At 44.6% G+C, this 26,779-nt stretch carries 16 protein-coding genes, 1 tRNA gene and 1 pseudogene; 13 read left to right on the top strand and 5 right to left on the bottom strand.

From position 1 onward, the window contains the following. Positions 1 to 4: 4 nt before the first annotated feature. The 3 genes from EO130_RS06495 to EO130_RS06505 are packed head-to-tail and all read right to left on the bottom strand — an operon-like array spanning position 5 to position 1,863. Positions 5 to 598, bottom strand: coding sequence for a Maf family nucleotide pyrophosphatase (locus EO130_RS06495; RefSeq protein ID WP_127140719.1), 594 nt, complete (start codon positions 596 to 598; stop codon positions 5 to 7). Then, on the bottom strand, positions 591 to 1,118 hold the full coding sequence (locus tag EO130_RS06500) for a KdsC family phosphatase (protein WP_127140720.1): 528 nt from the start codon (positions 1,116 to 1,118) through the stop codon (positions 591 to 593). Before EO130_RS06500 ends, EO130_RS06495 begins: the two co-directional genes overlap by 8 nt. Beyond that, the gene (locus EO130_RS06505) at positions 1,102 to 1,863 is read right to left on the bottom strand and encodes a Rossmann-like and DUF2520 domain-containing protein (protein ID WP_127140721.1); all 762 of its coding nucleotides are present in this window, start codon (positions 1,861 to 1,863) and stop codon (positions 1,102 to 1,104) included. The genes EO130_RS06500 and EO130_RS06505 overlap by 17 nt, the downstream gene beginning before the upstream one ends. Positions 1,864 to 1,996: 133 nt before the next feature. On the opposite strand from EO130_RS06505, the gene EO130_RS06510 reads away from it, so the two are divergent. Then, complete coding sequence (locus EO130_RS06510) at positions 1,997 to 5,167, top strand: cytochrome c biogenesis protein CcsA (protein ID WP_127140722.1); 3,171 nt, start codon at positions 1,997 to 1,999, stop codon at positions 5,165 to 5,167. Between the two features lies 1 nt (position 5,168). Here the strand turns inward: EO130_RS06510 and EO130_RS06515 are convergent, their stop codons facing one another. Then, positions 5,169 to 6,464, bottom strand: coding sequence for a M14 family metallopeptidase (locus EO130_RS06515; protein ID WP_127140723.1), 1,296 nt, complete (start codon positions 6,462 to 6,464; stop codon positions 5,169 to 5,171). A gap of 375 nt (positions 6,465 to 6,839) precedes the next feature. Here EO130_RS06515 and EO130_RS15590 point away from each other — a divergent pair. The 6 genes and pseudogenes from EO130_RS15590 to bshB1 all read left to right on the top strand — a co-directional run bounded on the left by EO130_RS15590 (position 6,840) and on the right by bshB1 (position 10,593). Next, positions 6,840 to 7,372: pseudogene (locus tag EO130_RS15590) on the top strand (MATE family efflux transporter). Further along, on the top strand, positions 7,299 to 8,105 hold the full coding sequence (locus EO130_RS15595) for an MATE family efflux transporter (RefSeq protein WP_241244311.1): 807 nt from the start codon (positions 7,299 to 7,301) through the stop codon (positions 8,103 to 8,105). Before EO130_RS15590 ends, EO130_RS15595 begins: the two are co-directional and overlap by 74 nt. Positions 8,106 to 8,156: 51 nt before the next feature. Further along, entirely contained in the window at positions 8,157 to 8,390 is a 234-nt protein-coding gene (locus EO130_RS06525) for a hypothetical protein (protein ID WP_127140724.1), read from the top strand. A 13-nt stretch (positions 8,391 to 8,403) separates the two neighbouring features. Continuing rightward, the gene (locus EO130_RS06530; protein ID WP_262707322.1) at positions 8,404 to 8,676 is read left to right on the top strand and encodes a type II toxin-antitoxin system RelE/ParE family toxin; all 273 of its coding nucleotides are present in this window, start codon (positions 8,404 to 8,406) and stop codon (positions 8,674 to 8,676) included. Between the two features lie 19 nt (positions 8,677 to 8,695). Beyond that, positions 8,696 to 9,865 carry a trans-sulfuration enzyme family protein gene (locus tag EO130_RS06535; RefSeq protein WP_127140726.1) on the top strand — a complete coding sequence of 390 codons (1,170 nt, stop codon included), beginning with the start codon at positions 8,696 to 8,698 and terminating at the stop codon, positions 9,863 to 9,865. A gap of 5 nt (positions 9,866 to 9,870) precedes the next feature. After that, positions 9,871 to 10,593, top strand: coding sequence for a bacillithiol biosynthesis deacetylase BshB1 (gene bshB1, locus EO130_RS06540; RefSeq protein WP_127140727.1), 723 nt, complete (start codon positions 9,871 to 9,873; stop codon positions 10,591 to 10,593). Here bshB1 and EO130_RS06545 read toward each other — a convergent pair. Next, a complete protein-coding gene (locus tag EO130_RS06545; protein WP_127140728.1) occupies positions 10,590 to 12,683 on the bottom strand; it encodes a tetratricopeptide repeat-containing sensor histidine kinase in 2,094 nt (697 codons plus the stop codon). The two genes, bshB1 and EO130_RS06545, sit on opposite strands and share 4 nt — an antisense overlap. Before the next feature lie 263 nt (positions 12,684 to 12,946). On the opposite strand from EO130_RS06545, the gene EO130_RS06550 reads away from it, so the two are divergent. From EO130_RS06550 to EO130_RS06575, 6 genes are all read left to right on the top strand, one after another. Then, positions 12,947 to 13,022: transfer RNA gene (locus EO130_RS06550), tRNA-His, on the top strand. A gap of 329 nt (positions 13,023 to 13,351) precedes the next feature. Then, on the top strand, positions 13,352 to 18,058 hold the full coding sequence (locus tag EO130_RS06555; RefSeq protein WP_127140729.1) for a hypothetical protein: 4,707 nt from the start codon (positions 13,352 to 13,354) through the stop codon (positions 18,056 to 18,058). Between the two features lie 4 nt (positions 18,059 to 18,062). Beyond that, on the top strand, positions 18,063 to 20,216 hold the full coding sequence (locus tag EO130_RS06560; protein ID WP_127140730.1) for a fibronectin type III domain-containing protein: 2,154 nt from the start codon (positions 18,063 to 18,065) through the stop codon (positions 20,214 to 20,216). A gap of 75 nt (positions 20,217 to 20,291) precedes the next feature. Further along, entirely contained in the window at positions 20,292 to 24,224 is a 3,933-nt protein-coding gene (locus EO130_RS06565; RefSeq protein WP_164732887.1) for a T9SS type A sorting domain-containing protein, read from the top strand. A 209-nt stretch (positions 24,225 to 24,433) separates the two neighbouring features. Next, positions 24,434 to 25,741, top strand: a complete 1,308-nt coding sequence (locus EO130_RS06570; protein WP_127140732.1) for a PKD domain-containing protein — start codon at positions 24,434 to 24,436, stop codon at positions 25,739 to 25,741. A 31-nt stretch (positions 25,742 to 25,772) separates the two neighbouring features. Continuing rightward, on the top strand, positions 25,773 to 26,779 hold a 1,007-nt coding region (locus EO130_RS06575), incomplete at its 3' end, for a hypothetical protein (protein ID WP_164732888.1).

Genomic DNA, 26,779 nt, shown 5'->3' on the forward strand with positions numbered 1-26,779 from the left:
ACTGTCAAAATTGCATCAATGTCTCGTAGACCAAATCGGTGGGCAGTCCCACCACATTGGTGTACGACCCTTGGATTTCGGTAATGCCGATCATCCCTATCCATTCTTGGATACCGTAGGCACCCGCTTTGTCAAAAGGTTGGCAGGTTTCAATATAATAGTTGATTTCGTCATCCGAGAACCCCTTGAACTTTACTTTGGTAATGCCGCTCACCGTTTTCTGCGAATCTGTTGTGGTAAAACAAACAGAGGTGATGACCTCGTGCCAATCCCCTGAGAGGGTACGAAGCATATCGAATGCCTCGGCTTGATCAGCGGCTTTGGCGAGGGATTTGTTATTGTGCCAAACCACCGTATCCGAGGTAATGACGATTTGGTTAGGTTCCAATTCCTCCAAAAAAGGTGCAGCCTTGAGCTGGGCCAGATATTCGGATATTTCTTTCCCTTGCAATTCGTTAGGGTAGACCTCTTCTACGGATTTGGGTCTTACCTCAAAGTCCAGCCCCAGCTCTTCCAAAAACATTTTTCGTCTGGGAGAGCCCGAAGCTAGGATGATTTTTTTGTCCTTTAGTTTTTTTTGGAGCGGATTTTTAGTCATTCTTCGCACTGAAATTATCGTTCCAATCCCCTCGCACTTTTAAGACCTGTTCAATGATGTCGCGAACGCAACCTTCGCCCCCGTTTTTGTGGGAAACATAATCGGAAATGGCCTTAACTTCGGGAACGGCGTTCTGGGGTGATGTCGCCAAAGCCACCATTTTCATTGGAGGAATATCTGGAAGGTCATCTCCCATATACACTACCGAAGCAGGGTCAATTCCATGAATGTCTAGGTATTCTTCCAGTGCTTCTTGCTTAAAATGTGCGCCCATGTAAAAATCGGTAACACCCAATCCTTTCAAACGTTCCTTTACTCCTTGGTTGGTCCCGCCGGTTATGATGCACACATTATAACCTTTCGAAATGGCCGTTTTTAGGGCAAAACCGTCCTTTACACTCATTTTTCTGAGCAGTTCCCCATCGGTGGTTATCAAAACGGTTCCATCCGTAAACACGCCGTCCACATCAAAAACAAAGGTGGTAATACTGCTCAATAGCTCTTTATAGTTCTTCTTCATGCCTCTTTTTTATGGCTTGACTCAATAATTTGTATAGTGTTCTATGTTCCTCATTGTTCAAAAGTTCCAAATGTGCTTCCATACTTTCGGAATCATTTCGACGCGCAGGACCGGTCTGTGCCTCTTTTGGCGATAATCGCTGAACTTTTTCCGCCGTTTCCAAAATCAATGGTTTCAATAGGTCAAAAGAAAGCCCCTCATCCAAACAAAGCGATTCCCCAACATCATACAGATAATTGGTGAAATTGTTTACAAAAACGGCTGCAAGATGCAATTTTTTTCGCTGTTCTGAATCGATATGGTGCACGTTTTCCGAAATGGAATGCCCCAATGTTATCAATATTTCCAGTGATTGCTTGGATTGTGCTTCTATGCAGATAGGGATGTATTGGAAAGAAACAGGTTTACCTTTGGTAAAGGTCTGTAAGGGATAGAAAACACCTTTATTGACCGCTTGGATGGCTTCAAGTCCAATAGCCCCCGAAGTATGGGCCACTACTCCCTTTTTATGTGACAAATACTTGGAGACCTCTGCAATGGCGTCGTCTTTTACGGCCATCAAGTACACATCGGTATCTGCGATCGTTGTAAAGTCTTGGGAAATGGTGCAATGTTCCGAAAACTGGGCTAACGCCTCCTTGTTTCTTCCCACTACTTGAACCACATTGATTCCCTTAGCTTTCAAAAAAGCATCAAACAAGTGTTTCGCAAGATTTCCAGTCCCTAAAATTGATATTGAAAGCATGCGTAAAACTACAAATTAAAGACTGATGAAGAATTCAAAGAATTAACAAATCTCTTAGATTTTTGTATCCATCGAAAACAAAAAAGTTATCAAAAGGCCGTATTTTTGCAAACCAAAAGTAGATTGAATTTCCATGATCGATATTCTTAAGAAAACGCTTTTTTCCACTAGACTTATGGCCGTTCTTTTTTTGGTTTTTGCTGCGGCAATGGCCATAGGAACATTTGTGGAAAGCTGGTATAGCACAGAAACCGCACGAATCTATATATACAATGCCACTTGGTTTGAAGCCATCATGGTCTTTTTTGTGATCAATTTCATTGGGAATATTTATAGATATCGATTGCTGGATTGGAAAAAATGGCCGGTTTTAGTGCTTCACCTTTCTTGGGTTTTGATTATTATCGGCGCGTTTGTCACAAGGTATATCAGTTACGAGGGGATGATGCCGATCAGGGAAGGTGCTACGGAGAATGTTTTTTATTCCGACAAGACCTATTTGACCGTTTTTGTGGATGGGGACATCAACGGGGAAACCAAGCGTAGGGTATTGGAAGATGACATTTTGGTAACTCCGGAGGGCAAACGCTCCAGCTTGCCCTGGAAATCCGATTTCAACGGACAACCCTTTACCATAAGCTATGTAGATTTTATTAAAGGTGCCAAAAACGGGTTAATTCCAGACGAAAACGGGACTGAATTTTTACAAATCGTGGAAGCGGGTAACGGACAGCGGCACGAGCATTATCTCGAAAACGGGAAAATTGCCAGCATTCACAATATCCTTTTTGCGCTGAACAAGGATACCGAAGGTGCCATCAATATTTTTTACGACGAAGAAAATGGGTACCGCATCAAAACCCCATTCGAAGGTAACTTTATGAGGATGGCGGACCAGTTTCAGGGCGAAGTGGTGACGGACAGCGTTCAACCGCTGCAATTGCGTTCCCTGTACAACATGGGTGGAATGCAATTTGTGGTGCCAGAACCGATAGTCAAAGGAAAATATGGTATCGTAAAGGTTCCTGATGAAGAGATTACCAAAGTGACCCAAGATGCGTTGGTGGTGTCCATTTCCGCAAACGGAGAGACCAAAGAGGTTAAACTATTGGGAGGTCAGGGGACTTCCAACTTTTCGGACCGGTTCCATGTGGGCGGTTTGGATTTTACATTGAGTTATGGCTCTAAGGTATATCAATTGCCCTTTTCTGTGGAGTTGAACGACTTTATTGCTGAAAAATACCCGGGTACCGAGGCAGGTTACGCTTCTTTTATGAGCAAGGTCACCGTTCACGACGAGCGTCCATTCGATTACGATATTTATATGAACCATGTTCTCGATCACGAAGGGTATCGGTTTTTTCAATCCAGTTTTGACCCGGATGAACGTGGTACGGTACTTTCGGTAAACCACGACTGGTGGGGCACTTGGATAACCTATATTGGCTATTTCCTGCTCTATATCGGTTTGATGGGCATTATGTTCTTTGGTAAGACCCGCTTTAAGGATTTACAGGAGCGATTGGAAAAGCTAAAAGCGAAAAAAGCGGCACTGACCACCTTGACCTTGCTCTTTGCTTTTACTTTTGCCCAAGCCCAAGAAGCGGATAGCCATGAGCACAGTTCCATGCCCACGCAGGCCCAGATTGATTCCGTGATTCAAGCCACCACGGTGGCCAAGGAACATGCCGAAAAGTTTGGGGCTTTGGTGGTTCAGGACGAGGGTGGACGAATGAAGCCCATCAACACCTTCGCATCAGAATTATTGCGTAAATTGAGCGGTGATGACTCTTATAAAGATCTTTCCGCCAATCAGGTCTTCCTTTCCATGATGCTGAACCCAGGGGTTTGGTACACCGCCGATATTATTGCGCTGGGCAAAAAGGAAAACGATAGCATCCGAAAAGTGATTGGAGTGCCCGAGGGAACTAAGTTTGTGAAAGCTACAGACTTTTTTGACGCCAAAGGGTCTTACAAGCTTCGGCCTTACCTGGAAAAAGCTACCTCCACCAACAACCCTTCCAACTTTGAAAAAGACTTCAAGAAAGTAGGGGAGCGCCTGAGCTTGCTCGATATGGCCCTGAGCGGGCAAATTGTGAAAATATTCCCATTGTTGAATGATGAGAACAACAAATGGATTTCTGCCGTTGAATATCGTTCTGGACAATATCAGGTTCAGGATTCGCTTTATTCCAATTTTGTCAGGAATGCGATGCCCTATTATCTTAACTCGCTGCAACAGTCCATCGCCAGTGGCGATTATTCCCAACCTGACCGTTTGCTGGAAGCGTTCAAGCAAAACCAAATCAATCACGGTGAGGAAGTATTGCCCTCGGATAACAAGATTAAGACGGAAATCATCTACAATAAACTGGACCTTTTCAACCGTTTGTACAAGTACTATGCCTTGGTTGGGGTGTTGTTGTTCTTTGTGTTGATTGCCAAAATTTTCAAAGAGCGCAAATTTTTGGATGCCGTTGCCTATTTATTGAAAGGCACCATCATCTTGTTCTTTATCTGGCATACCATTGGTTTGATATTGCGTTGGTACATCTCTGGTCACGCCCCATGGAGTGATGCCTATGAGAGTATCCTATATGTATCTTGGGCCACCATGGGTATGGGCTTGGCACTTGGCCGAAAAAGTGAACTTACCATTGCATCGAGTGCATTCGTCACTTCTATGTTGTTGTGGATAGCCCATCAAAGTTGGGTGGATCCAGCCATTGCCAATTTACAGCCTGTATTGGATAGCTATTGGTTGATGATCCACGTGGCAGTGATCGTGGGTAGTTATGGACCTTTGACGGTTGGTATGATTTTGGGTGTGGTTGCCTTGTTTTTGATGGTTCTGACCACTGAGAAGAACAAAAAGCGAATGGATATCAATATCAAGGAGCTTACAGTCATCAATGAGCTGGCGCTCACGGTCGGATTGATTATGCTCACTATAGGGAATTTCTTGGGCGGACAATGGGCCAATGAGAGCTGGGGTCGCTACTGGGGATGGGACCCTAAAGAAACCTGGGCCTTGATTTCGATTATGGTATATGCTTTTGTGCTGCACATGCGCTTGGTACCGGGACTGCGAGGTTCTTGGGTGTACAATTTTGCCAGTGTGGTAGCCTTCGCCAGTATTATGATGACCTATTTTGGGGTTAATTTCTACTTGGTGGGCTTGCACAGTTACGCCAGTGGGGACCAAGTGATCACACCGACCTTTGTGTGGTACACAGTCTTAGGGGTATTTATTTTGGGCGGCATCAGTTTTTGGCGCTACAAAGTACACTATGCCAAAAAATAGCTTACTGTTCCATTAAAAGTTTCATGATTTCCTCTGCGGCGACCTTGCCTTTTTCCTTTAGGAAAGGTCGAGATGTATTATCGCCCAATTCGAACACAATAGCAGGCATACCGTGGTTTACGTAGAAATATTTGCTGGATACCATGGTAGGGTCCAGTTCATCTGAGGCGCTGATATTGGTCTTCTTTTGAGGTAATCGTTTACTGATGTTTGCTATCCAATCAAAAATGATTTTTCCTTTTTTACCAGTTACAGTTGTGTCGATAGGGTAATAGATGTCATCCCAAGTGGAATGAAAATCAGCTCCGAAAACAAAATCGTAGGTTTTGTCTTTCTCCACCAGAAAGTCGCGAACATTTCTCGTTTCAGGCTGGTTGAAGTTTTGCCAATCCCTGTTTAGGTCTATGCCTCCCATATTATGTCTCCAGTGACCGTTATCGGCTCCATCTGGGTTCATGAGCGGAACCACAAAAATGGTGTGCTCTTTTCGGAATGCTTGAGCAAGATCAGAATCCCCAGCGATGGTTTCAATAAAAGACTTCATCGCCAAGAAACCGGTTACTTCAGGTGGATGTTGTCTGGAGATAATCATTAATGCTTTTTGTGTTTCCGTATTTTCATTGATTTCAATGAGGTGCATCGTTCTTTTTTCTTTGGAAAGTCCAATGGGATAATGCTGTACAAATGGTTTTTGACCCAAAGAATCTACCCACTCTTGTACTACCGAGGAGGTATACAGTTCCTGCGCACTTATCCAAGTCGGTTTTTCGTTGATGCTAAGGGTGATTTCAGCAGACTCTGGAGCCGCCTGTATCCCAAATTCGCCCTCACCGGGGTTAATGGCTTTAAATTGGGTACTGTCCAACGGGGTAAAATTTCTTCCATCTGTACTGATTTTTGGGTAGTATCGGCTTCTGGAGTCCTGATAGCTTAACTGGACGGTTATGTCACGGGGTTCTTTGGACCAGACCTGAAAAGCATACCATGGACTCACGTTGATGGGTGTATTTTCGGCAGTAACCCAAATGGTGTAGTGGTCATTCCCATCGTAGGCCACACCGTTCAATCGGGCGCCATCAAATTGATTGGAAAAGTAAACGGTACTATCATTTAAGGCCCATACGCCCCTCCATTGTTTCTGAACAGGTCTGTCGACCGTAGGTACCACAGGACTTTTTCCTTGTCCTTGGTAACCTGTCTTTTCTTCCGCCTCAGCGGTTTCGGTAGTCTTTTTACAGGAGGTTGCCAGTGTCATGGAACACCATATCCCGATAAGTATCAAACGTTTAATGTGCATGGTCTTCAATGGTTTTAGTTGGTCATTCTACGAAAATAATGACTTGAAGTGCAGCAAAACCAAAAAATATTGAAAAATATAATCGTTTTTTTCGCATCTTTGCTTCATCATGAAGTTATAAGAATTATGTACGCGATAGATGTCACCATTGGCTCAGGGCCAATCCAGTAACCGAAACTCTTTCGGTGAAGTTGACATTTACTTTCTCTTTTCAAACATAATTCTTAGATAATGACACATCAACATACGCATTCATTTAAAAAATTTATCCATTATTTCTGGATAGCTATTTCGGGTAAGGAAACGGAATTCACCATAGGAAGCATCCGCAAGGCTATTTTTATGCTTTCCATTCCCATGATCTTGGAAATGCTCATGGAGTCCATTTTTGCACTAGTGGATATCGCCTATGTTTCCAGAGTTAGCGTTAATGCAGTGGCTACCATAGGACTTACCGAGTCGGTAATTACCTTGGTATATGCCTTGGCCATAGGACTCAGTATGGCTGCAACGGCATTGTTGCCCGTAGAATCGGGGAAAAGGATGTGCAAGGTGCACGGATTGCTGCGGTACAGGCCATTAGCTTAGGGGTATTGATTTCTGTATTGATAGGCGTGGTGGGTATTGTTTATGCCAAGGATATTTTGGCCTTAATGGGCGGTGAACCCGAATTGATTGCCGAGGGCTACGGCTATACCCAATGGTTGATTGGAGGCAATATCACTATTACACTTTTGTTTTTGATCAATGCCATTTTCCGTGGTGCAGGGAACGCTTCCATTGCCATGTGGGCCTTGGTACTTTCCAATGGACTCAACATTATCTTGGACCCCCATGTTCATCTTTGGTTTTGGTCCCATTCCCGAAATGGGCGTAAAAGGCGCAGCAGTGGCCACCAACATTGGTAGGGGGACGGCAGTACTTTTTCAATTGGGCATCTTGTTTTTTGGTTGGGGCAAAATAAAACTGCTGGCCAAGGATTTGGTACTGAATTTTAAAGTCATGCTTAATTTGATCAACGTATCCTTGGGAGGTATTGCGCAGTTTTTGATAGGTACCTCTAGCTGGATTTTTTTGATGCGCATCATGTCCGAGTTCGGTAGCGAAGTATTGGCAGGATATACCATCGCCATTCGGGTAATGATGTTCACCTTGATGCCTTCTTGGGGCATGAGCAATGCAGCAGCGACTTTGGTGGGACAAAACTTGGGTGCCAAACAGCCCGATCGTGCCGAACGCTCCGTTTGGAAAACAGGGAAATACAATGCGATTTTTATGGGAACGGTCTCTTTGGGCTATCTCATTTTTGCCAAGACCATCATTTCTTGGTTCAATGCCACTCCTGAAGTGGTAAAGAGCGGAGCACTTTGTTTGCAGGTAATTGCACTGGGCTATATTTTTTATGCTTACGGTATGGTGGTCACCCAAGCGTTCAATGGGGCAGGGGATACCAAAACCCCCACGAAAATCAATTTGATTTCGTTTTGGTTCTTCCAATTGCCTTTAGCATACATTTCCGCATTGGTTTTGGGATGGGGTGCCATAGGCGTCTTTTTGGCGATTACGTTGGCCGAAGTACTATTGGCGGTATTGGCCATGATATGGTTCAAAAAAGGAAAATGGAAGGAAGTCCAAGTATGATGGGTTTTGTATCTTTGATACAATACGTTTCAAAACCTTAATTTAGAGGATATGGACATTAACATTCAAAATAAAAAGATTGAATTGATTCAATGGCTTTCCACTTTGAACGATGAATCCATTATCGAAAAAATAATCAAGCTCAGGGATAGTGAAAAGATTGATTGGTGGGAAGAACTTTCCAAGGAGGAAAAAGATTCCATTTCAAAGGGAATAAAAGATGCGGATTCTGGAAATACGCAACCACATTCCAGTGTGAAGAAATTATACGGCAAGTGGCTATAGAATTTTATGGACTCTGAATGCAATATCGGAATTGGAAGGTATTGTTGCCTATTTGGAAGAACATTGGACCGAGAGGGAGCTGACTAACTTTTCTCGTGAATTGGACCATACTGTAGAATTGATTTCGAGGAATCCCGAGTTGTTCCAAGCATCTAGTGCAAGAAAGGATATCAGAAGGGCCGTTATTGCTAAATATACTAATTTGTACTACCGAATGGGCGAGAATACTGTAGTGATCCTCTCTTTATTTTCCAATCGGCAACATCCAGACAAACTCAAATTATAAATAAAAAGAATAGCTCAACATGAACAACCATAAAAAAGGAGTGAACACCATTTGCACCCACGTAGGGGAATTGGAGGACAAAGAATTCAAAGGGGCAGTATCTCCCTTGTATATGAGCACCTCTTACCAATTCGAGGATGTGGATGTAAAAAGATACCCCAGATACTACAACACCCCCAACCAAGAAGCTCTGTGCCAAAAATTGGCAGCTTTGGAGCACACAGAGTCCGCATTGATTTTTGGTAGTGGCATGGCAGCTATCAGTACGGCATTGATGACCTTTTTGCAGCAGGGGGACCACGTGGTATTGCAACAGACCATTTATGGTGGCACCTATCACTTTGCCGTAAGTCAGTTGGAGCGTTTTGGAATCGAGTATTCTTTCACCGAAGGTTGGGAGGTATCGGATTTTGAAAAAGAAATCAAATCTAACACCAAAGTGTTGTATCTGGAGACACCTTCCAATCCCTTATTGACCATTACTGATATCAAGGGAGTGGCCGATTTGGCCAAAAAGAAAGGAATCCTTTCCATGATCGACAATACCTTCGCCAGTCCCATCAATCAAACCCCTGTTGATTTTGGTATTGATGTGGTAGTGCACAGCGCCACAAAGTATATGGGTGGACATTCGGATATCACCGCAGGTGTGGTTGCAGCATCAAAAGAACATATACACATGGTTTGGCAAACGGGTATTTGCTTTGGGGGGAGTTTGAGCGAGTACACCGTCTGGCTATTGGAACGAAGTTTAAAAACGATGGCCATTCGTGTAAAGGCCCAAAACGAAAATGCGATGAAGATGGCCACGTATTTGAGCGAGAACAAGGATGTGGACAACGTCTACTATCCCGGTTTGAAAACCCATCCTGGCCATGAAGTGGCGAAATCGCAAATGACCGGTTTTGGCGGGATGCTTTCGTTTGAACTGAACCCGGAAATTGATGCTTCGTTGTTCTTCAAAGCCTTAAAGTTGATTAAACCATCGATGAGTTTGGCAGGTATAGAAAGTACTATGCTGTCGCCTACCCAAACCTCACACTCACTGATGAGTCCGGAGGATAGGGCAAAACAGGGTATAAAGGATTCATTGATTCGTTTTTCCCTTGGAATTGAGGAAACGGAAGATTTGATCGCGGATATAGAACAGGCCATTGCCAACGTAAAATCCATGGCCGTTACGGCATAACACCTATGAAATTAGATATTTTAGTATTTGGAGCGCATCCCGATGATGCCGAATTAGGGGCAGGTGCCACTATAGCAAAAGAAGTTTCCAAAGGAAAAAAAGTAGGCATCGTAGATTTGACCCGTGGGGAATTGGGCACAAGGGGCTCGGCCGAAATCAGGGACCAAGAAGCGGCCAAGGCTGCAGAAATTTTGGGTGTTGCCGTTAGGGAGAATATGGAGTTCGCCGATGGTTTCTTTGTGAACGACAAGGAACACCAATTGGAGCTCATCAAAATTATCAGAAAATACAGGCCAGAAATTGTAATCTGCAACGCGGTGGAGGACCGTCATATAGATCATGCCAAAGGGAGTAAGCTCGTGAGCGACTCCTGTTTTTTGAGCGGTCTCAGAAAAATTGACACCAAAATGGACGGGGACGACCAGTGGCAGGACGCCTGGCGGCCAAAAGTCGTGTATCATTTTATCCAGTGGAAAAACCTTGAACCCGATTTCGTGGTCGATGTGACGGGTTTTATAGAGAAGAAGACAGATGCCATTATGGCCTATGCCTCGCAATTTTACGACCCCAATAGCGATGAACCTGAAACTCCCATCAGCAGTAAAAACTTTACCGATAGTGTGAATTACCGAGCAAGGGATTTAGGTCGTATTATTGGAGTGGAATATGCCGAGGGCTTTACCGTGGAGCGCTATGTGGGGGTAGAAAGCCTGTATGACTTGATCTAGGAAGCTTTTTGGTAGCGATTCATCGCTTTTGGAACGGTAAAGTAAAAGGTAGTGCCTTTACGGGCAACACTGTCCACCCATATCTCGCCGTTATTTTTATGAACCATTTCCTTGCACAATGAAAGTCCCAGACCAGTACCTTTTTCATTATTGGTACCGTAGGTGGTGATGTTGGAGGAGTCCTTGAAGATAGAACGCTGCATCTCCGCAGTCATCCCAACGCCTGTGTCGCGGATAGAAACTTGCCACATGCCTGCCTTTTCCACCGCACTTATGGTAATCAATCCGTTTTCGGGGGTAAATTTGATGGCATTGCTCAAAATATTTCGTACAACGATATCCATCTGATGACTATCTGCCCAAATTCTGGGGTTTTCCGGAAGTTGATTGATGATCTTGATGGATTTGCTATTGGCAATCTCAGACAGCAATTGAATATTACCGTTCACCAGATTGGAAAGCGAGACCCGTTTGGGTTTGGTCACCACACCATTGAGCTGGTTCATTCCCCAAGACAACAAATTGTTGAGCGTAAAGGAAATATTGTCCACATCGGTTTTGAGTTTGGGGATAAAGGATACGAATTCCTTAGTGCTTATTTCTCCATCCGTAAATAGCTTTAGCATACTTTGTAGACCGCCGATCGGACCCCTAAGATCGTGACCGATAATGGAGAACAGCTTGGTATTGGTTTTATTGATTTCATGTAACTGCGCTTCCCGTTGGGTTACGGCAGATGACTTTTCCTTGAGTTCCCTGTTCAATTTTTTCTGTATGTTCTCACTTCTTCGGATTACAAAGGTGATGATGCTCAAAATCATAAGGATGATAACAGAAAAGTAGATGTAGTTCCTCTGTTTGGCCAAGGCCGTCTCGTTGGCCTCGATAAGTTCCTGCTTTTCCTGTTCATATTGCAATTTGGTCTCCAAGAGGGAAAGACTCTGCTTGTTCTTATCCTTGAATAGGGAGTCGGACAACACCTTAAAACTTTCCAGATAGGCCAGCGCTTCGGGAGTGTTGCCATTTTTCTTGTGTACTTTGTACAAGGTTTCAGAACAGTCTATTTTTCCTTGCAATGACTTTATCTTATCCGATAGGGCGAGACCTCTTTGGGCATAAACCAAGGAGAGGCTATCCTGCTCCAGTCCAAAATATACTTTGGCCATACCGTTCATCAACTGAATCTTGATCCGGTCATCTTCAATTTGATGCTTAAAAAGCATATTGCTCTGGTCGTACCAATAGAGTGCCCATTTATATTTTTCCTGATCTAAATAAATATCGCCCTTTACTTCGTAAGCATAGGCCAGCCAATCATATACTTTGTGCTTTTCAAAAGTGCTGATACTTCTATTGATGTTGAACATGGCATTTTTGTAATTTTTTGCATCCTTGTACAGTGATGCCATGTTACTTTGTGTTTCTGCATCTATCACCTCATCGCCCAATCTTCGATTTATTTTTTGAACGGTGTCGTAAAACATCAGGGCATTTTTAAAATCCTTTTGGTCTGCGTAGAGTCCTGCGATATTCTCGTTCAATACGGACAGCATGGGTTGATTGTCAATCTCTTTCGCAAGATCTATTCCTTTGAGGTTAAGATTTAACGCTTCGGCATAGTTTCCTTCAAAACTATAGTTTTGGGCCATGGTATTGATAATGGAAAGTTCGGAAGGAATATCCTTGGCATCCGTTGCCAACCGAAGGGCCTCTTTGAACAATGGCATGGATTTTTCACGCTCTCCCTTGTTGTAATAATAATTGCCGAGTGCGTCCAGACCCTTTATTTTGCCATATGTATAATCTATCTTCTCGCTGTATTCCAAGGCTCTCTTACCAATGGAATACAGACTGTCCATTTCCAAATAGCGGTAGGAAAACGCCAATTCTACCAAGAGTTTGATATGGGTGGTATCCCTTGGATTGAATCGATTGGTGGACTCCAAGCGTTGCAGTCGATAGGCTAGGCTATCCCTTTCGTTGGAAGATTGTGCCAGAACCGGTAGCGACACTGCCAGCATGAAGGCGCAAAGTAAAATGCGCAACATGGTCGTGGCATGCTTTGGTATGAAGTTTTTTTCTGACAACACCAAGTTGAAAATATTTGCGGTAAAACTAATTTTAAAACACCGTCACAAGAATTAAATGTTGTGAAACGCCTAAAAATGTGTGTTTGGTCTTAAAAACGTGCATTTTACCGATAAAGTATACGGTTGGGCGTTTTCGTGCAGTCCAACAGAAAATCAATTGATTGAAGGAAATAGGAGCTAAGAAGGAAATAATAAATTACTGGATTTTAAAAAATATTTTGGTCGAATCATTACAAAAAAGTATTTTTGCATCCGCTTTAAATGGTGGTTGTAGCTCAGTTGGTTAGAGCGCTGGATTGTGGTTCCAGAGGTCGCCGGTTCGAACCCGGTCTTCCACCCTTGAGTTTAGAAAAAGTCCCGGACCTTTTTTTGGTTCGGGATTTTTGTTTTTTGGAAATATTTTGGTTGAGAAGCTTGCAGCAATGAATTCGAGTTGAACTCGATTTTTTTCCGCCATTTTGTAAAAATCCTATACTTTATGGTCTAGGATTTTTCCATTTTTAACACTTTTTTCCTACTCCGTTTTTCTCATTCGTCAGATCAGAAGGGCCATCCGTCAGATCAGAAGGGGCATCCGTCAATTTGGACCCATTTTACAATTCCGTATCGCTTACTTTTCCTGTTAAACAATTCATTTTCGTTTTTCCTACGAAAAAGTACGTAGTCTTATGTCAAAAAAAATACTCTTTTTGTGTTGGCTTACCTCTATGGTATCACAATGGGCCATCGCAAATCCATCACACGTAAAAGATTCGGTCACAACTCCCACACCAACGCATGAAACGCCTATTTTCCGAACATTTTTCGATGCGTCCAATGATAAGAATAGTGGATATTCCAATTTTTTTCCAAATAAAAGTGAATTTGATTCTGAGTATTTCAAGGAAAGCTTTGCGATAGATTCGACCACTTCCGAACAAATTGGTCAGGCCAAATCCGTTATCCAAGTACTGGAAGAAAGTCAAAAATATGTAGATCTTATCTCACCCAATGATTTGGTAACGCTTCCAATTGGTGTCAAAAAGGAAATCGGAACCATCACATATACCTTAGCCATAAGCAAAGCCAAAATCACCAGAGATTTTGCCGAAGTCACCGCTTTCGTCCATGTTCGTATACCCCAATCAGGTGTCAATGGAGATTTCATAGAACTATTCTTCGGTGCCAATAATATCAAGATCTCCCATCAAGGAGGCATTTACGGAGATGCTAACCTTGTTCTGTTGGGCGATGTTGGAATCCCGATTAATGGAGGCAATGGATTGGTCACATTGAAGGGCGGTTTTGATATGGGAATAGGCGATATTCAAAATCGTACCTACGTTACCATCGATTGTGGTGGATTCAAGGAAATGGGGGTCACTGCGGATGTGCTGTTCCCACGGAGTATGTTGCAACCTGTGGATGCCAATTATCAGGTAATCCCCAATGAAAATGTAAAGGGAAGCTTTCAGACGATTGTTGGGGATTGGAACGATATACTGGTAGAAATCGATTTGCCTGCCTTCCAGTTGTCAAAATCACTGGAGGGGGATGATTCAGGCAAGGCAGGACTTATTTTTGAAATCAATACTGCAGTTTTTGATTTTAGTGATATCAGAAATTCGTCAAGCGTACAATTTCCAGAAGGGTATGAACAATATCTGATACCTGGGAATGAGCAGTTGTGGCGTGGAGTCTATGTCAACACGCTACAGGTAATATTGCCCGAACAGTTTAAAAGGCGAGGTAGTGCGGAGCGCATAAGCTTTCAGGCAACCCATTTATTGATTGATGGCGTTGGTGTTTCTGGAAATTTCTCGGCAGACAATGTATTGCCTATTAACGAGGGAGAGGCTTCCAAATGGCAATTTTCGGTAAATCATATTCAAGCAGACCTCTTGGCCAATCAAATAGTGGGTGCGGGGTTTGATGGTAAAATTGTATTGCCGGTTACAGCGGAAATAACTGAAGAGGAGGGAGCCAGTAGCTCGGTCGTTGATCAAAGAACATTAAGTTACCAAGCTATCATCGACCCAGTTAACGATGAGTACATATTGTCCGCAAGTGCAGACGATGCAATCCCTTTTGATGTTTTTAAGGCAAGAGCGACCATTGCACCGAATTCCTATGTGGAGCTCCGTATTTCAGAAAGGAGATTCAGGCCCAAGGCAGTGCTGCATGGCAATTTGGCCATTAAGGGAAGCAATAGCACGTCCGACCCCAACAAGGGAACGGTTGATTTTGAAGGAATTACATTTCAAAATTTACAATTACAGACCGTTTCGCCTTATTTTCAAGTCGACCATATGGGCTATACTGGGGATGTCACCTTTGCCAACTTTCCCGTAACGATTTCAGATATTTATTTTAATGCAGGTCCTACCTCAGCAGCACTTACCTTCAATCTTGATGTAAACCTGATGGAAAAAGGGTTCGCCGGGAACACCACCTTATCCATTATTGGAGGATTTAACGAAAACCAAGGTCTCCATCGTTGGCGCTTTCAAAAACTGGAATTACATGATATCCATGTGCAAGCAGACCTAGGAACCGTTCAAGTCAACGGGATGGTTAGGATTAAAAGTGATGACCCGGTATATGGGGATGGTTTTTATGGGGAATTGGGGGCCACTTTCAATGGAATTGATGTGGATGCCTCGGCTTGGTTTGGCAAAAAGGAGTTCCGATACTGGTTTGTGGATACTTATGTGGATTTGTCCAACTCATTGGCACCTTCTTATATAGGTCCAGCAAAAGTAAATGGAATAGGAGGTGGTGCCTATTATAAGATGAGCAAAAGGCCAGGTGAATATTCCGCTATGATACCGTCTGGTCAATCCTATATTCCCAATGCTAATAATGGACTGGGATTTAGGGCACTCGTGGGTTTTGCCCTTACCAATGAGAAAGCCTTCAATGGTAAAGTAGGTTTTGAAATGGATTTCAACACTAACTACGGGTTGAACCGGATCATGTTTTTTGGGGAAGCGCATATTGTAAAGGCATTGGACTTTGAGTTTGGAGATAAGTTCAAGGATAAGCTGCGGGGTATGGAGGAGAAAATCAACTCCTTTGGGGAGAACAATCCAACCATGCAGCACCTAAAGGAAACCAACTTAGTTAATTATAGCAAACAAAGCTTTCCACAGGATGGACTCACCTTTGATGTTGGGATAGATGCCCATTTTGCTATGGAAATGGATTTTCAGCATAGGATTTTCCATGCAGAGCTGGAAATCTATGTGAATACGCCGGGTGGTTTTTTCCAAGGAGTCGGACCTCGCGGAAGGGCTGGTTGGGCCGTTTTCCATGCCGCACCCGAAGAATGGTATTTGCATATAGGTACTCCTCAGGACCGTATTGGATTAAATCTTGGATTGGGTAGTTTCAGTCTGAGTAGTACCTCTTATTTGATGATTGGGGAGGACTTGCCGGGAAGTCCACCTCCACCCGCTATTGTTGCTGACATTTTAGGGGTCGATTTGGCAAGTTTGGATTATATGCGAGATTTGAATGCCCTTGAAAGTGGAATGGGCTTCGCTTTTGGTGCTGACTTCAGTATTGATACGGGTGACATGACTTTCCTGATATTTTATGCACGCTTCCAAGCGGGTCTGGGCTTCGACATTATGATAAAGGACTATGGTGAAACAGCCTGTAAGGGAAGTGGACAAATCGGTATTGATGGCTGGTATGCCAATGGACAGGCGTATGCCTATCTACAGGGTGAACTTGGAATCAATATCAGGTTGATGTTTGTTCGGAAAAAGATACCGATCATCAAGGCAGGTGCGGCTGTTTTGTTACAAGCCAAATTACCCAATCCCGCTTGGTTCAAAGGGTATTTAGGAGGTCACTTCAATCTATTGGGTGGATTGGTCAAAGGAAGGTTCCGATTTAAAATTGAATTGGGTGAGGAATGCGAAATTGTTGGGGGAGCGCCTTTGGGCGGACTCAAAGTGATTTCAACGGTAACCCCCAATAACGGTTCCAGCGAAATGGATGTGTTTACCGTACCCCAAGCCGCTTTCAATATGCGAATCAACCATCCTTTTGAATTGGAAGACGACGAGGGAATCAAAACCTATCGCATACTTTTGGATGAGTTTCGGGTCACCAACAATGGAAACGAGATACCCGGAGTGCTAGAGTGGAACGAAAACAAGGATTTGGCCAATTTTGTGTCCCACGACATCCTGTCGCCCCACTCCTCCATACAAGTAAAGGTTGCGGTAAGTTTTCAAGAAAGAAGAGGAAGCAATTGGATCACTTTGACCGATCAGGGGAAACCTGCCAAGGAAACGGAAGAGCGAAGCTTTACCACGGGAGAGGCTCCGGATCATATTCCACTTTCAAACGTGGTGTATGCCTATCCCGTAGTGGACCAGCAATATTTCTATCAAAATGAAAGAAACTCAGGCTATGTCAAATTGGAAAGGGGACAACCTTATTTGTTTCCACCAGAAACCGATTGGGTGCAATACACGAGGTTTGAGTCGGAATCACATTCGGTAGGTGCCACGGGTGTATCCTACAATACCGCCAACAAGATGGTCCGCTTTGATTTTCCCACACTTCAAAATCAACAGACGTACACCTTTAAATTGCTGAGCGCATCCCCAGAGGAAGTCACTGCTGGAAGCACCAGTGAAAATTACGTTGCCCAAGACACGGGTCAAGAAGGGAACTCTGTGGAGGTTAGGAATCGGGAAATAACCACAACGGCACAAATAGCTGAGGAGACCGAAGTTTTGGTATATGAATTCACCACAAGCCAATATAACACCTTTAAAGAAAAGGTAGCTGCAAAGCGAGTGGACCAATATTTGTTGGACCCCATATTTTCCAATGTCCACGCATTGCAAGTCGATGTAATTCCATCCGAACGTTTTGGTAAAGAAGAACTATTGGGGAACAACTTTACCGATGGTGCCCCAATGATCACTCGCGAAGCGGTGCTTACCGATAGTTATTATAAGGAGGTCATTCACCCCTTGATATATGAGGGATACCCCTTACAGCCCAGTTTTACGGTTAATCGCGATGTTTCCATATTGGGTATTCCACCCAAAAGAGGTGTGGATATTATGACGTGGTACCTATCCTATCTGGAATCCAATCCGGATTATTCCTTGTTGGACAAAAGAATACCCTATCGCTATAATCTGGTCTCTTACTACAAAGGGGATTTTATCGACATTCAGTACAAGTTGGTCAATGCCTATTTGCACGATCCACCAAAATACCAGTCCCAGATTGATATGTATGGCTACATCATCAATGGTGTTATGCCCCCGATTCGGGCAGGTGATTACAAAGTAAGATTCCGATATGTGCTGCCAGGAAACATTTTGGGCAGCTCCCAAATCTTTAACTATAACAACCCGTATTAGATCTATGGAGCATAAGGAAAGATTTTTCTTCAAAATACTTATAACCATAGTTTCCGTAGGATGGTTGGGGCTGTTCCCAATATACGCCCAGCAAGACTCCGTGACTGTTGAAGAACCAAAAATAGTCGTCATGGCACGTCCGCAACAAGAAGGCAGGATTCTGCTCCGTTGGGCAGTGACCACTCCTTTGGCATGGCGTAAACTCAATGAATATGGGTATGAGCTAAAGCGGTACACCATTACCCGGGACAACCGTACCCTGCCATTACCCATAGAAAAACCGTTGGGAACCTTTTCCCCGCAACCTTTGGAGGAGTGGCTGCCATGGGTGGAGCAAAACGATAATGCAGCCGTCGTGGCACAATCCATTTATGGCGAAGGGTTTGACATAGAAGGCATGGACCAACTTTTGGCCATCATCAATTTGGCAGAGGAGCAAGAGCAACGGTTTACATGGGGATTGTACGCTGCCGATCAAGATTTTGAGGTAGCACAAATGGCAGGATTGGGTTTTGTGGATGATCAAGTGCAACCCAATGAAAAATATGTGTATAAAGTCACCTCGTTGGTGCCCCCAGAGGTTCTGCCGATAGCCGAGGGCGGTGTTTTCATTGGTCTACAGGATTATGAGGAGTTGCCCAAACCGTTGGATTTAGCAGTCGTCTTTTTTGGTGGCACGGCCATGTTGAGCTGGAACTATGCCATCCACAATCAATTGTATAACAGCTATTATGTGGAACGGTCCAGGGATGGAGTCAACTTTCAAAAATTGAACGATCTGCCCTTGACCACGCTCAACAATAGCGAGAAAACCGACCCACTTCGAATGTTTTACACGGATTCCATTACCAATGGGCAGACCTATCATTACCGCATCAAGGGAAAAACACCCTTTGGGGAAATTAGTGTCCCCTCCGAAGTGGTTTCGGGAAAAGGAGAGGTAAAACTGGCCTATGTGCCCCATATCACCTCCAAATTGTATGAAGATGAAACTACGGTGCTGCTGGAATGGGAATTTATGGAAGAAGGGAACAATTTGATCACGGGTTTTGAGCTCAACCAAAGCGAGAATGCGGACGGTCCCTACCAAACGGTGGTTACGGATATTCCGCCAGAACAGCGCCAAGTGCGGTACAGCGGTTTATGGCCCACCAATTACATGACGATTACCGCACTGGGAAAAAATGGCAGTAAACGCACATCCTTCCCAGCTTTGGTGCAGCCTGTGGACTCCATTCCGCCGGCCCAACCCAAAGGGTTGACGGGAACGGTGGATAGTTTGGGCATCGTTACCCTAAGCTGGGAACCCAATACGGACAAGGACATTTTGGGCTATCGTGTTTTTAAGGGCAACAATAAACACGAAGAATATTCTCAAATCACCATATCGCCCCATGAAGGGACCACCTATTACGATAGTGTTGCGGTAAAAAACCTGAACTCGAAGGTATATTATCAATTGATTGCCGTAAACCAAAGGTTCAATATGTCCGAGCCTTCGGAAATCTTGGAACTCAAAAAACCGGATTTTATTAAACCTAGCCAGCCCGTATTCAAATCCTATAAAATAAAGGAAGGAAAAGTGCACCTGACTTGGGCGAATAGCTCCAGTGATGATGTGGTAAGGCACGAGCTATATCGCAAGGCGGGTGATAGTTTGGATTGGAAACTTGTTTTTACGCTGGACAGTACGCAGTATGCAGGGAGCAGTATGCAGATGGCAGATGGCAGTGGGCAGTTGGGGGATAATAGTATGCAGTGGACGGATGGGGGAGTAACAGAAGGAGAACAATACAGCTACACCCTTATAGCCATTGACGATAGCGAACTGGAATCCGACCCGGCACCGCCACTTACGGTGGTACTCCCCAAAACGAGCTTATACCCGCCCTTGGATGGGCTATATGGCGAAGTGGACCGTGAAGCGGGAACCATTACGCTGCGATGGAAGGCTTACAGAGAACCCAATGCGGCCAACATCACTATTTATAGGGGTGTTGAAGGCAAACCGAAAAATCTGTTAAAGGAACTCCCGGTCACCGCTAGGGGCTTGGTGGACAGTAAAATACAGCCCAACAACACCTACGAATACCTGTTTCGGGTGGTGTTTAGGGATGGAGGGGTGAGTGAAATATCAACGTTGGATGTAAAATATTGAGATAGTATGAAGAAACTATTGTTTATCGTAACATTTTTAGCTGTTCAAGGGATGTGTTTTTCTCAGAAATACATAATGCAGTATCAACAAACCAACATATATCATCTTTGCGGACAGACGGTAACTGATTATAGTCATAATGTATATGACAGTGTTACTGAAATAGACAGCAATACATTCGTATATAGTTTTGAAATAGATTCTAAAGTCATTGAAGATGGACAGCCCTGTGAAATTCATAAAATTTTAAGTACTGAAATTACTGCTGTTGAGGCTTTTTGTGACTTATTTCCATATAATACCGATGGGTGTTGTGAAGATGAATATGGTGACTTTACAATAATACCAAATCCAATTTTTTTTGATATTCTTACCCCACACCCTGGTATTGATAATGAAAAAGAGGTCATTACCTTAGAAGCTACGCCTGGATACAATCAATATGTCTATAATTGGCAATATTATCACCCATACATCGAAGATTGGGTTCAGTTTCCAGAACAATTTTTGGGTAAACACAGTATAGAATTTTCTGCTGTTGATTTGTTTGGTGAAGATGCTTCAGATTTTATTGGGGTATCTATCCAATACAAGTTGGAATTATGCAATGGATGGTCGCCCAAATTGCCGTATATCTACATTTTTATTAATGGTTCACCCAAACTCATTCCTCCAATTATACCCCACAAAACCTCCTGTACAGGTGCCGAAGACGGTAGTTTTACCATGACAGTAGATAGAAATTTAGAAGAAGGGGAAGAGTTGGTGGTATCTGTTTATGATGCAAATTTTCCAGATGGAGGGATTGTCAAGCAGGCAGATACATCGGTATTGGTGGATAATGGAAACGACACCTACTCATTTACGTTTCCAAAAGTATTGGTGCAGGATGAATATTTAATTAAATACCAAACCAGGCCAGAAGTTATAGAGAATGAAGATTTATTATGGAACACCCTTGAATTTTCGGATGAATTTTTAGTCGAAGACCCTGACCCCGTAATCTTTTCCCTTGAAAAACTCAATGATGTGTATTGCTATGGTGGTAGTGACGGTCGTTTTCAAATAACCGCATCAGGAGGCTCCGAGGAGGGTAGTTATCAATATAGAATCAACAACGAGGGGGATTGGACGGATTTTGATGACCCCAATACACATACTGTTAATGGTCAAAAAGTAGGGAATTATGAAGTTGCTGTGCGACGAGTCAATGGCAATGCCATTTGTGCTGGCCAGGATCAAGGTGGAGACGAAGTCAATATTGACCAACCACAAGAACCAGTATCAACCGAACTTTCTGAATTCGTAGAACCCACTGCCTTTGGTTTTACCAATGGCAGCATTACGGTTGATGTTTCAGGCGGTACGCCTTATCAAAATGGCAGTTATGACTATACGTGGGTTGATGCCAACAACAACCCGATCAATACCACCTCTGCTCTTGTGGTGGGCAATCTGTATCAAATTACATTGGAAGCTGTTGCATCCGGTTCCTATACCCTCACGGTAACCGATGCCAATTATAGTAACGCAGATGACCAAGAAGGATGTGTCTTTACCCAAGAGTTCGAATTGCCCGGACCGCCACCACTACAATTGACCATAGAAGAATCCCAGCCCATCTCCTGTAACAGTGGCAATGCGTATGGCAACCCATCCAACGACGGACAATTAACGGCCATTGCATCAGGTGGAGTGCCTCCCTACGAGTATTTTTGGAGCAAGAAGGATGGCAATGATGACTGGCAAGCCATTCCAAACAATAATTCCGAAATACTTAGCAATTTAGAAGCTGGCGAATATGCTGTCAATATCCAAGATGCCAACGAAATAGTAATCGGGATTTATGAAAATAATGTACTGCAACAGGCCACTCCCGTTGCATATACTTTGGAAGAACCCGAATTGCTTACCGTACAGATAGAAAAAACGGATGTTAACTGTTTTGGGGGATTTGATGGTACCGCCACGGCGATGGTGAGTGGGGGAACACCGCCATTTACGTACGAATGGACTTCTGGAGCTAACTCACAGACGGCACAAGGATTGTGGCAGGGCACTCACAGTGTTTATGTTTTGGATGCGCTTGGCTGTGAGGCCGAAGCCGAAGTGACCATTGGTCAACCCGATGAAGCCGTTTCCATTACCAATCCCGTTTATGTGGAACCCACGGCCAATGGTTTTACCAACGGCAGCATCACGGTGCAGGTAAACGGGGGAACACCTTTTAACGATGATAGTTATCATTATGAATGGCGGGACGAAGGAAACAACCTCATCAATACCACCACTGCAGAGTCTATCCCAGAAGGCTACGCCATACAGGTGTTTGACATTCCCGCAGGTATTTACACAATCACCGTAACCGATGCCAATTATGAGAATGCGGAACAAAAAGAAGGCTGTACCTACACCACCGAACTGGTCCTGACCGAACCCCCGCCACTGGTGTTGAGCGTGGAACAGACCATTCCTATTTCATGTAACGGAGGCAACCAGTTCAATAATCCTGCAGATGATGGGCAACTCATGGCAATGGCATCAGGCGGGGTACCTTTTGACCCGTTGATCGATGGTCAATATGGGTACATCTTCACATGGAAAAAGAAAGATGAACAAAACAATTGGCAAATCATACCCAACGTCACCGGAAATGTCTTGGACAATGTTGATGCTGGCGAGTATGCGGTGAATATTGAGGATGCAAACGGCATTGTTTTGGGCTTTTATGTGAACAATCAACTACAGGAAGCCACCGATTATCTGTATCCCGTGCAGGAAACTGACCCCATCACCCTGCAATTGGACAAAATGGATGTGAGCTGTTATGCTGCCAACGATGGTTTCGCCACCGTGGCCATTCAAGGTGGATTGCCGCCGTATGACATTTCATGGTCTTCAGGAGCCAACTCCGAAGTCGCGGAAAATCTCGCAGCCGGTACTTACTTCGTTTACATTAAGGATTTTTATGGATGCGAGGCCAGCGGACAAGTAAACATACATCAGCCCGAAGAATTGGTCATTGAAGTATTGGACACCGTTTCACCCAGCTGTTTCGATGCCCAAGATGGGGGTATAACAGTAGCGGTTACGGGCGGAATAGCTCCCTACAATTACCTCTGGAGCAACGGGGAAACCGCCTTGAACATCAACAATCTAGCGGAGGGTAGTTACACCTTGGAGGTGTTGGACGCCACCGGATGCACCACCTCCAAAGCGGTTTCCATTACAGCACCCTTTCCCAGTGCTGTAACGCTTGGGGAAGATAGAACTCTTTGTTTAGGCCAGCAACATTACCTTGATATATCCATAAGTGATCCTGCTGCCACCTACGAATGGACATCGAACAACGGTTTCTTTAGTACCGCTCCACAGGTTGCTTTGTCAGAAGCAGGGATTTATACCGCTACGGTGACCAATAGTTTAGGTTGTTCGGGCAGCGATACCATCGAAATTACCACCTCACAGGTGGAAATCGACGCCCAATTTTTGATGAGCTCACAAGCCTTTGTGGGCGAAGAGGTCGTATTGGTCAATACCAGCGACCCGGTAGGCACGGAAGAAAATTGGGTTTTCCCAGATGAAGCCACGGTGCTGGAACAGACTAGCGGCACGGCCGTTATCCGTTTTGATGCACCCGGCACTTACGAACTTATCCTCAGGAATTTTCAAGGGGAGTGTTACCAAGATATCGTAAAGACCATTATCGTGACGGAAGCTACGGAGCTTAGTGATGTTGGGGATGCGATTAGTCCGTTTATCCAGGAATTTATAGTGTCGCCAAACCCCTCTACGGGCAGTTTTACCGTCATGGTTTCGCTGCAAGAAACATCAGAAGCTTCGCTTCGGGTGTTTGGACTCACTACCAATCAGGTGCACCATGAGGAAACATTGGGCGGCAGTGCGGACTATGAAGTTCCGTTTACCTTGAATTTGCCTTCAGGGGTGTACTTGGTGCTATTGGAAACCCCAAAAGCCAGTCAAATCCGAAAAATAGTGATTTTGTGATGGGGCAAAACATTAAACACGGCATTATCGGTCCAACTATTCGGAATCGACCAAACAAGCAATATCGTTGTCAGGTCGAGCGTAGTCGAGACCTCATTCTGCGGCTGTTAGCTTTAGTTGACTTTTCCCTAAAATTTTTGGGACACTTGAGGAGAAAATGGATTGGTAGTCGTTACGGATGTTCAATTATTGGTTTATCAATATGGTTTTTGGCATCCTGTGCCAAGGAAGTCGCTTTGCCCATTCAAGCTGATTTTGCTGTTGAGGTAGTGGATAACGACTATTCGGTTCCTGTTCGGGTGCGTATCAGCAATCAAACTGAAGGAGCCGATACCTACGAGTGGACATTTGAAGGCGGAAATCCATCAATCTCCAACGACCGTAATCCTGGAATCATTCAGTACAACACTCATGGAGATTATACCATTAGCTTGAAGGCTTCCAATAGGGACGGTGTACAGGAAACCAAGGACTATGTGCTGACCACGGATGAAGGGGTGGTTCCCGGTTTCAACATAATCCCTGAAGGGGACGACTTTGCCCCAATGACCGTTTCCTTCGAAAATACCACCCAAGGGGCCAGCACCTATCGTTGGACCTTTGAAGGCGGTGTGCCCTCCATTTCGGAAGCCAGGACCCCGGGCAAAATCGTTTTTTTGGAACCGGGCGAGCATTTGGTGACCTTGGAAGTGGGCAATGGAAGGGAAACCCATAGCCTGCAAGATACGGTCAAGGTATCCGCTGAGTTATTTGCCGATTTTGAAATCGTACCCGCTTTTGCCGATGATGATTATCAAGCGCCGGTTACCTTAACATTGGTGAATAAAAGTGTAGGGGCCACAGGTGCTGAATGGACCTTTGCTACGGCTACGCCCTCTTTTAGCAGCGCAACTGATGCTGTCATTACCATCAGTGAACCAGGAGTCCATCAAATCAAGCTAAAAGCTTTTAACACCAAACGAAGCGATTCCAAAATCGTGGAGGTCATCATTTTTGAGGATACCAATCTCAGGGTTTTTGAACATATTGAATTGGGCATTGCTACGGCGCACAATTCCAATCAAAAGGGCGCTTTTTTCTCCACCGTTACAAGGGAGGTCTATCATTCCGCTGAGATTCCATCAGAAGATGCCAGTGCTATTGATATTGCCTTTTTTGCGCTCAATCCAGAGTTCAATTTCAACAAGTTTGTGTCCCCCGATGAGGTACAGGAATACACTTTTGATCTCATTCCCAATGCAACGTATACCAAGTTCATCAACCTGCAGGAATCCTGCGAGTGCCAAGCATCACTATCGGTGGAGGAGTTTGATGGGATGTTGGATGATTCCCTTCTGGAACCATTACAGATCGAGGAAACCATGGGCGGGATTCAGGATTTTGATAGCACGGTGGTGCCGCGCATTGTTTTGTTTGAAACCTCGGACGGGCGAAAAGGAGCCATTAAACTAAAGGAATTTGTGCAGGATGGAACGAATTCACATATCGTGATGGATGTTAAAGTGCAGAAGCAATAATCAATGAACAATAACCAATAATCAATAATCAATGAACAATCCTATAATTTCGACTTCTTTGGTTAATGTCAATCTGAACAGAGTGAAGAACCTCTCTTGGCTTCGACCCTGTTCATCATTCTTAAAAAAACTGTTCATTGTACATTGCTTATTGTACACTGGAATTGCAACCGCCCAGATCTTCCCCGTACAGGTCACCCCACAAATTTTGCCGCCCTACAGTTTTCGGTTGTCCGACTACGCTACCAGCACCCGTGAAAAGCTTTTTGTGAACCTATTGCTCACCGATGCTATGGAATCCGGTAGACGTGTGCGCTTACGGATGAACGTGGAAGGCCCCGGAATCAGTTTTCGGACGGTGGACTTTGTGGCGGGCGCCGCGCCCATTGTGCTCAATGGTGGGGTCAACCTGCGGTTGTCCAACTTCGACCTTAGGCCCTACTTTGAGCTGAACAATTTGATCGGCATCAGTCCGCAGCAGTACGGGCAGCAGTTGCCCGAAGGGCAGTACCGTTTCTGCTTTGAGGTGTACGACCAGTTTTCGGGCCAGCGCATCTCCAATAATAGCTGCGCCAATATTTATCTACAGCTCAACGACCCGCCCCTGCTCAACGTTCCCTTTCGCGGCGATGTGGTGACGGCACAGCAGCCGCAGAACCTCATTTTCAACTGGACCCCAAGGCACATCAACGCCGCTGGGGTACAGTACGAGTTCACCCTAAAGGAACTGTGGGACACGGGCATGGACCCGCAGGCCAGTTTTTTTGCCGCACCGCCACTGTACCAGACCACCACCTTTGCCAACACGCTGCACTACGGTCCCGCACAGACGCCCCTTTTGGAGGGCAGGACCTACGGCTGGCAGGTACGCGCCTTTGTGAGCGACGGCTTTACGGAGACCTCCCTGTTCCGTAACAGCGGGATGAGCGAGGTGTACCATTTTACCTACCGTGCCGACTGCCACCCGCCCCGCTTTGTGCTGTCGGAAGCGCAGAACGCGCGAACGGTGCGGATTACCTGGCAAATGGGCGAACAGCT

It is taken from the genome of Flagellimonas marinaquae, from assembly GCF_003992675.1.
Lineage (GTDB): Bacteria > Bacteroidota > Bacteroidia > Flavobacteriales > Flavobacteriaceae > Flagellimonas > Flagellimonas marinaquae.

Excerpts from the sequence above, each read along its gene's own strand:
- EO130_RS06515 (WP_127140723.1), bottom strand. The coding sequence starts at position 6,464 with ATGCACATTAAACGTTTGATACTTATCGGGATATGGTGTTCCATGACA.
- EO130_RS06510 (WP_127140722.1), top strand. The coding sequence starts at position 1,997 with ATGATCGATATTCTTAAGAAAACGCTTTTTTCCACTAGACTTATGGCC.
- EO130_RS06560 (WP_127140730.1), top strand. The coding sequence starts at position 18,063 with ATGGAGCATAAGGAAAGATTTTTCTTCAAAATACTTATAACCATAGTT.
- bshB1 (WP_127140727.1), top strand. The coding sequence starts at position 9,871 with ATGAAATTAGATATTTTAGTATTTGGAGCGCATCCCGATGATGCCGAA.
- EO130_RS15595 (WP_241244311.1), top strand. The coding sequence starts at position 7,299 with ATGTTCATCTTTGGTTTTGGTCCCATTCCCGAAATGGGCGTAAAAGGC.
- EO130_RS06495 (WP_127140719.1), bottom strand. The coding sequence starts at position 598 with ATGACTAAAAATCCGCTCCAAAAAAAACTAAAGGACAAAAAAATCATC.
- EO130_RS06565 (WP_164732887.1), top strand. The coding sequence starts at position 20,292 with ATGCAGTATCAACAAACCAACATATATCATCTTTGCGGACAGACGGTA.
- EO130_RS06555 (WP_127140729.1), top strand. The coding sequence starts at position 13,352 with ATGTCAAAAAAAATACTCTTTTTGTGTTGGCTTACCTCTATGGTATCA.
- EO130_RS06500 (WP_127140720.1), bottom strand. The coding sequence starts at position 1,118 with ATGAAGAAGAACTATAAAGAGCTATTGAGCAGTATTACCACCTTTGTT.
- EO130_RS06505 (WP_127140721.1), bottom strand. The coding sequence starts at position 1,863 with ATGCTTTCAATATCAATTTTAGGGACTGGAAATCTTGCGAAACACTTG.
- EO130_RS06525 (WP_127140724.1), top strand. The coding sequence starts at position 8,157 with ATGGACATTAACATTCAAAATAAAAAGATTGAATTGATTCAATGGCTT.
- EO130_RS06535 (WP_127140726.1), top strand. The coding sequence starts at position 8,696 with ATGAACAACCATAAAAAAGGAGTGAACACCATTTGCACCCACGTAGGG.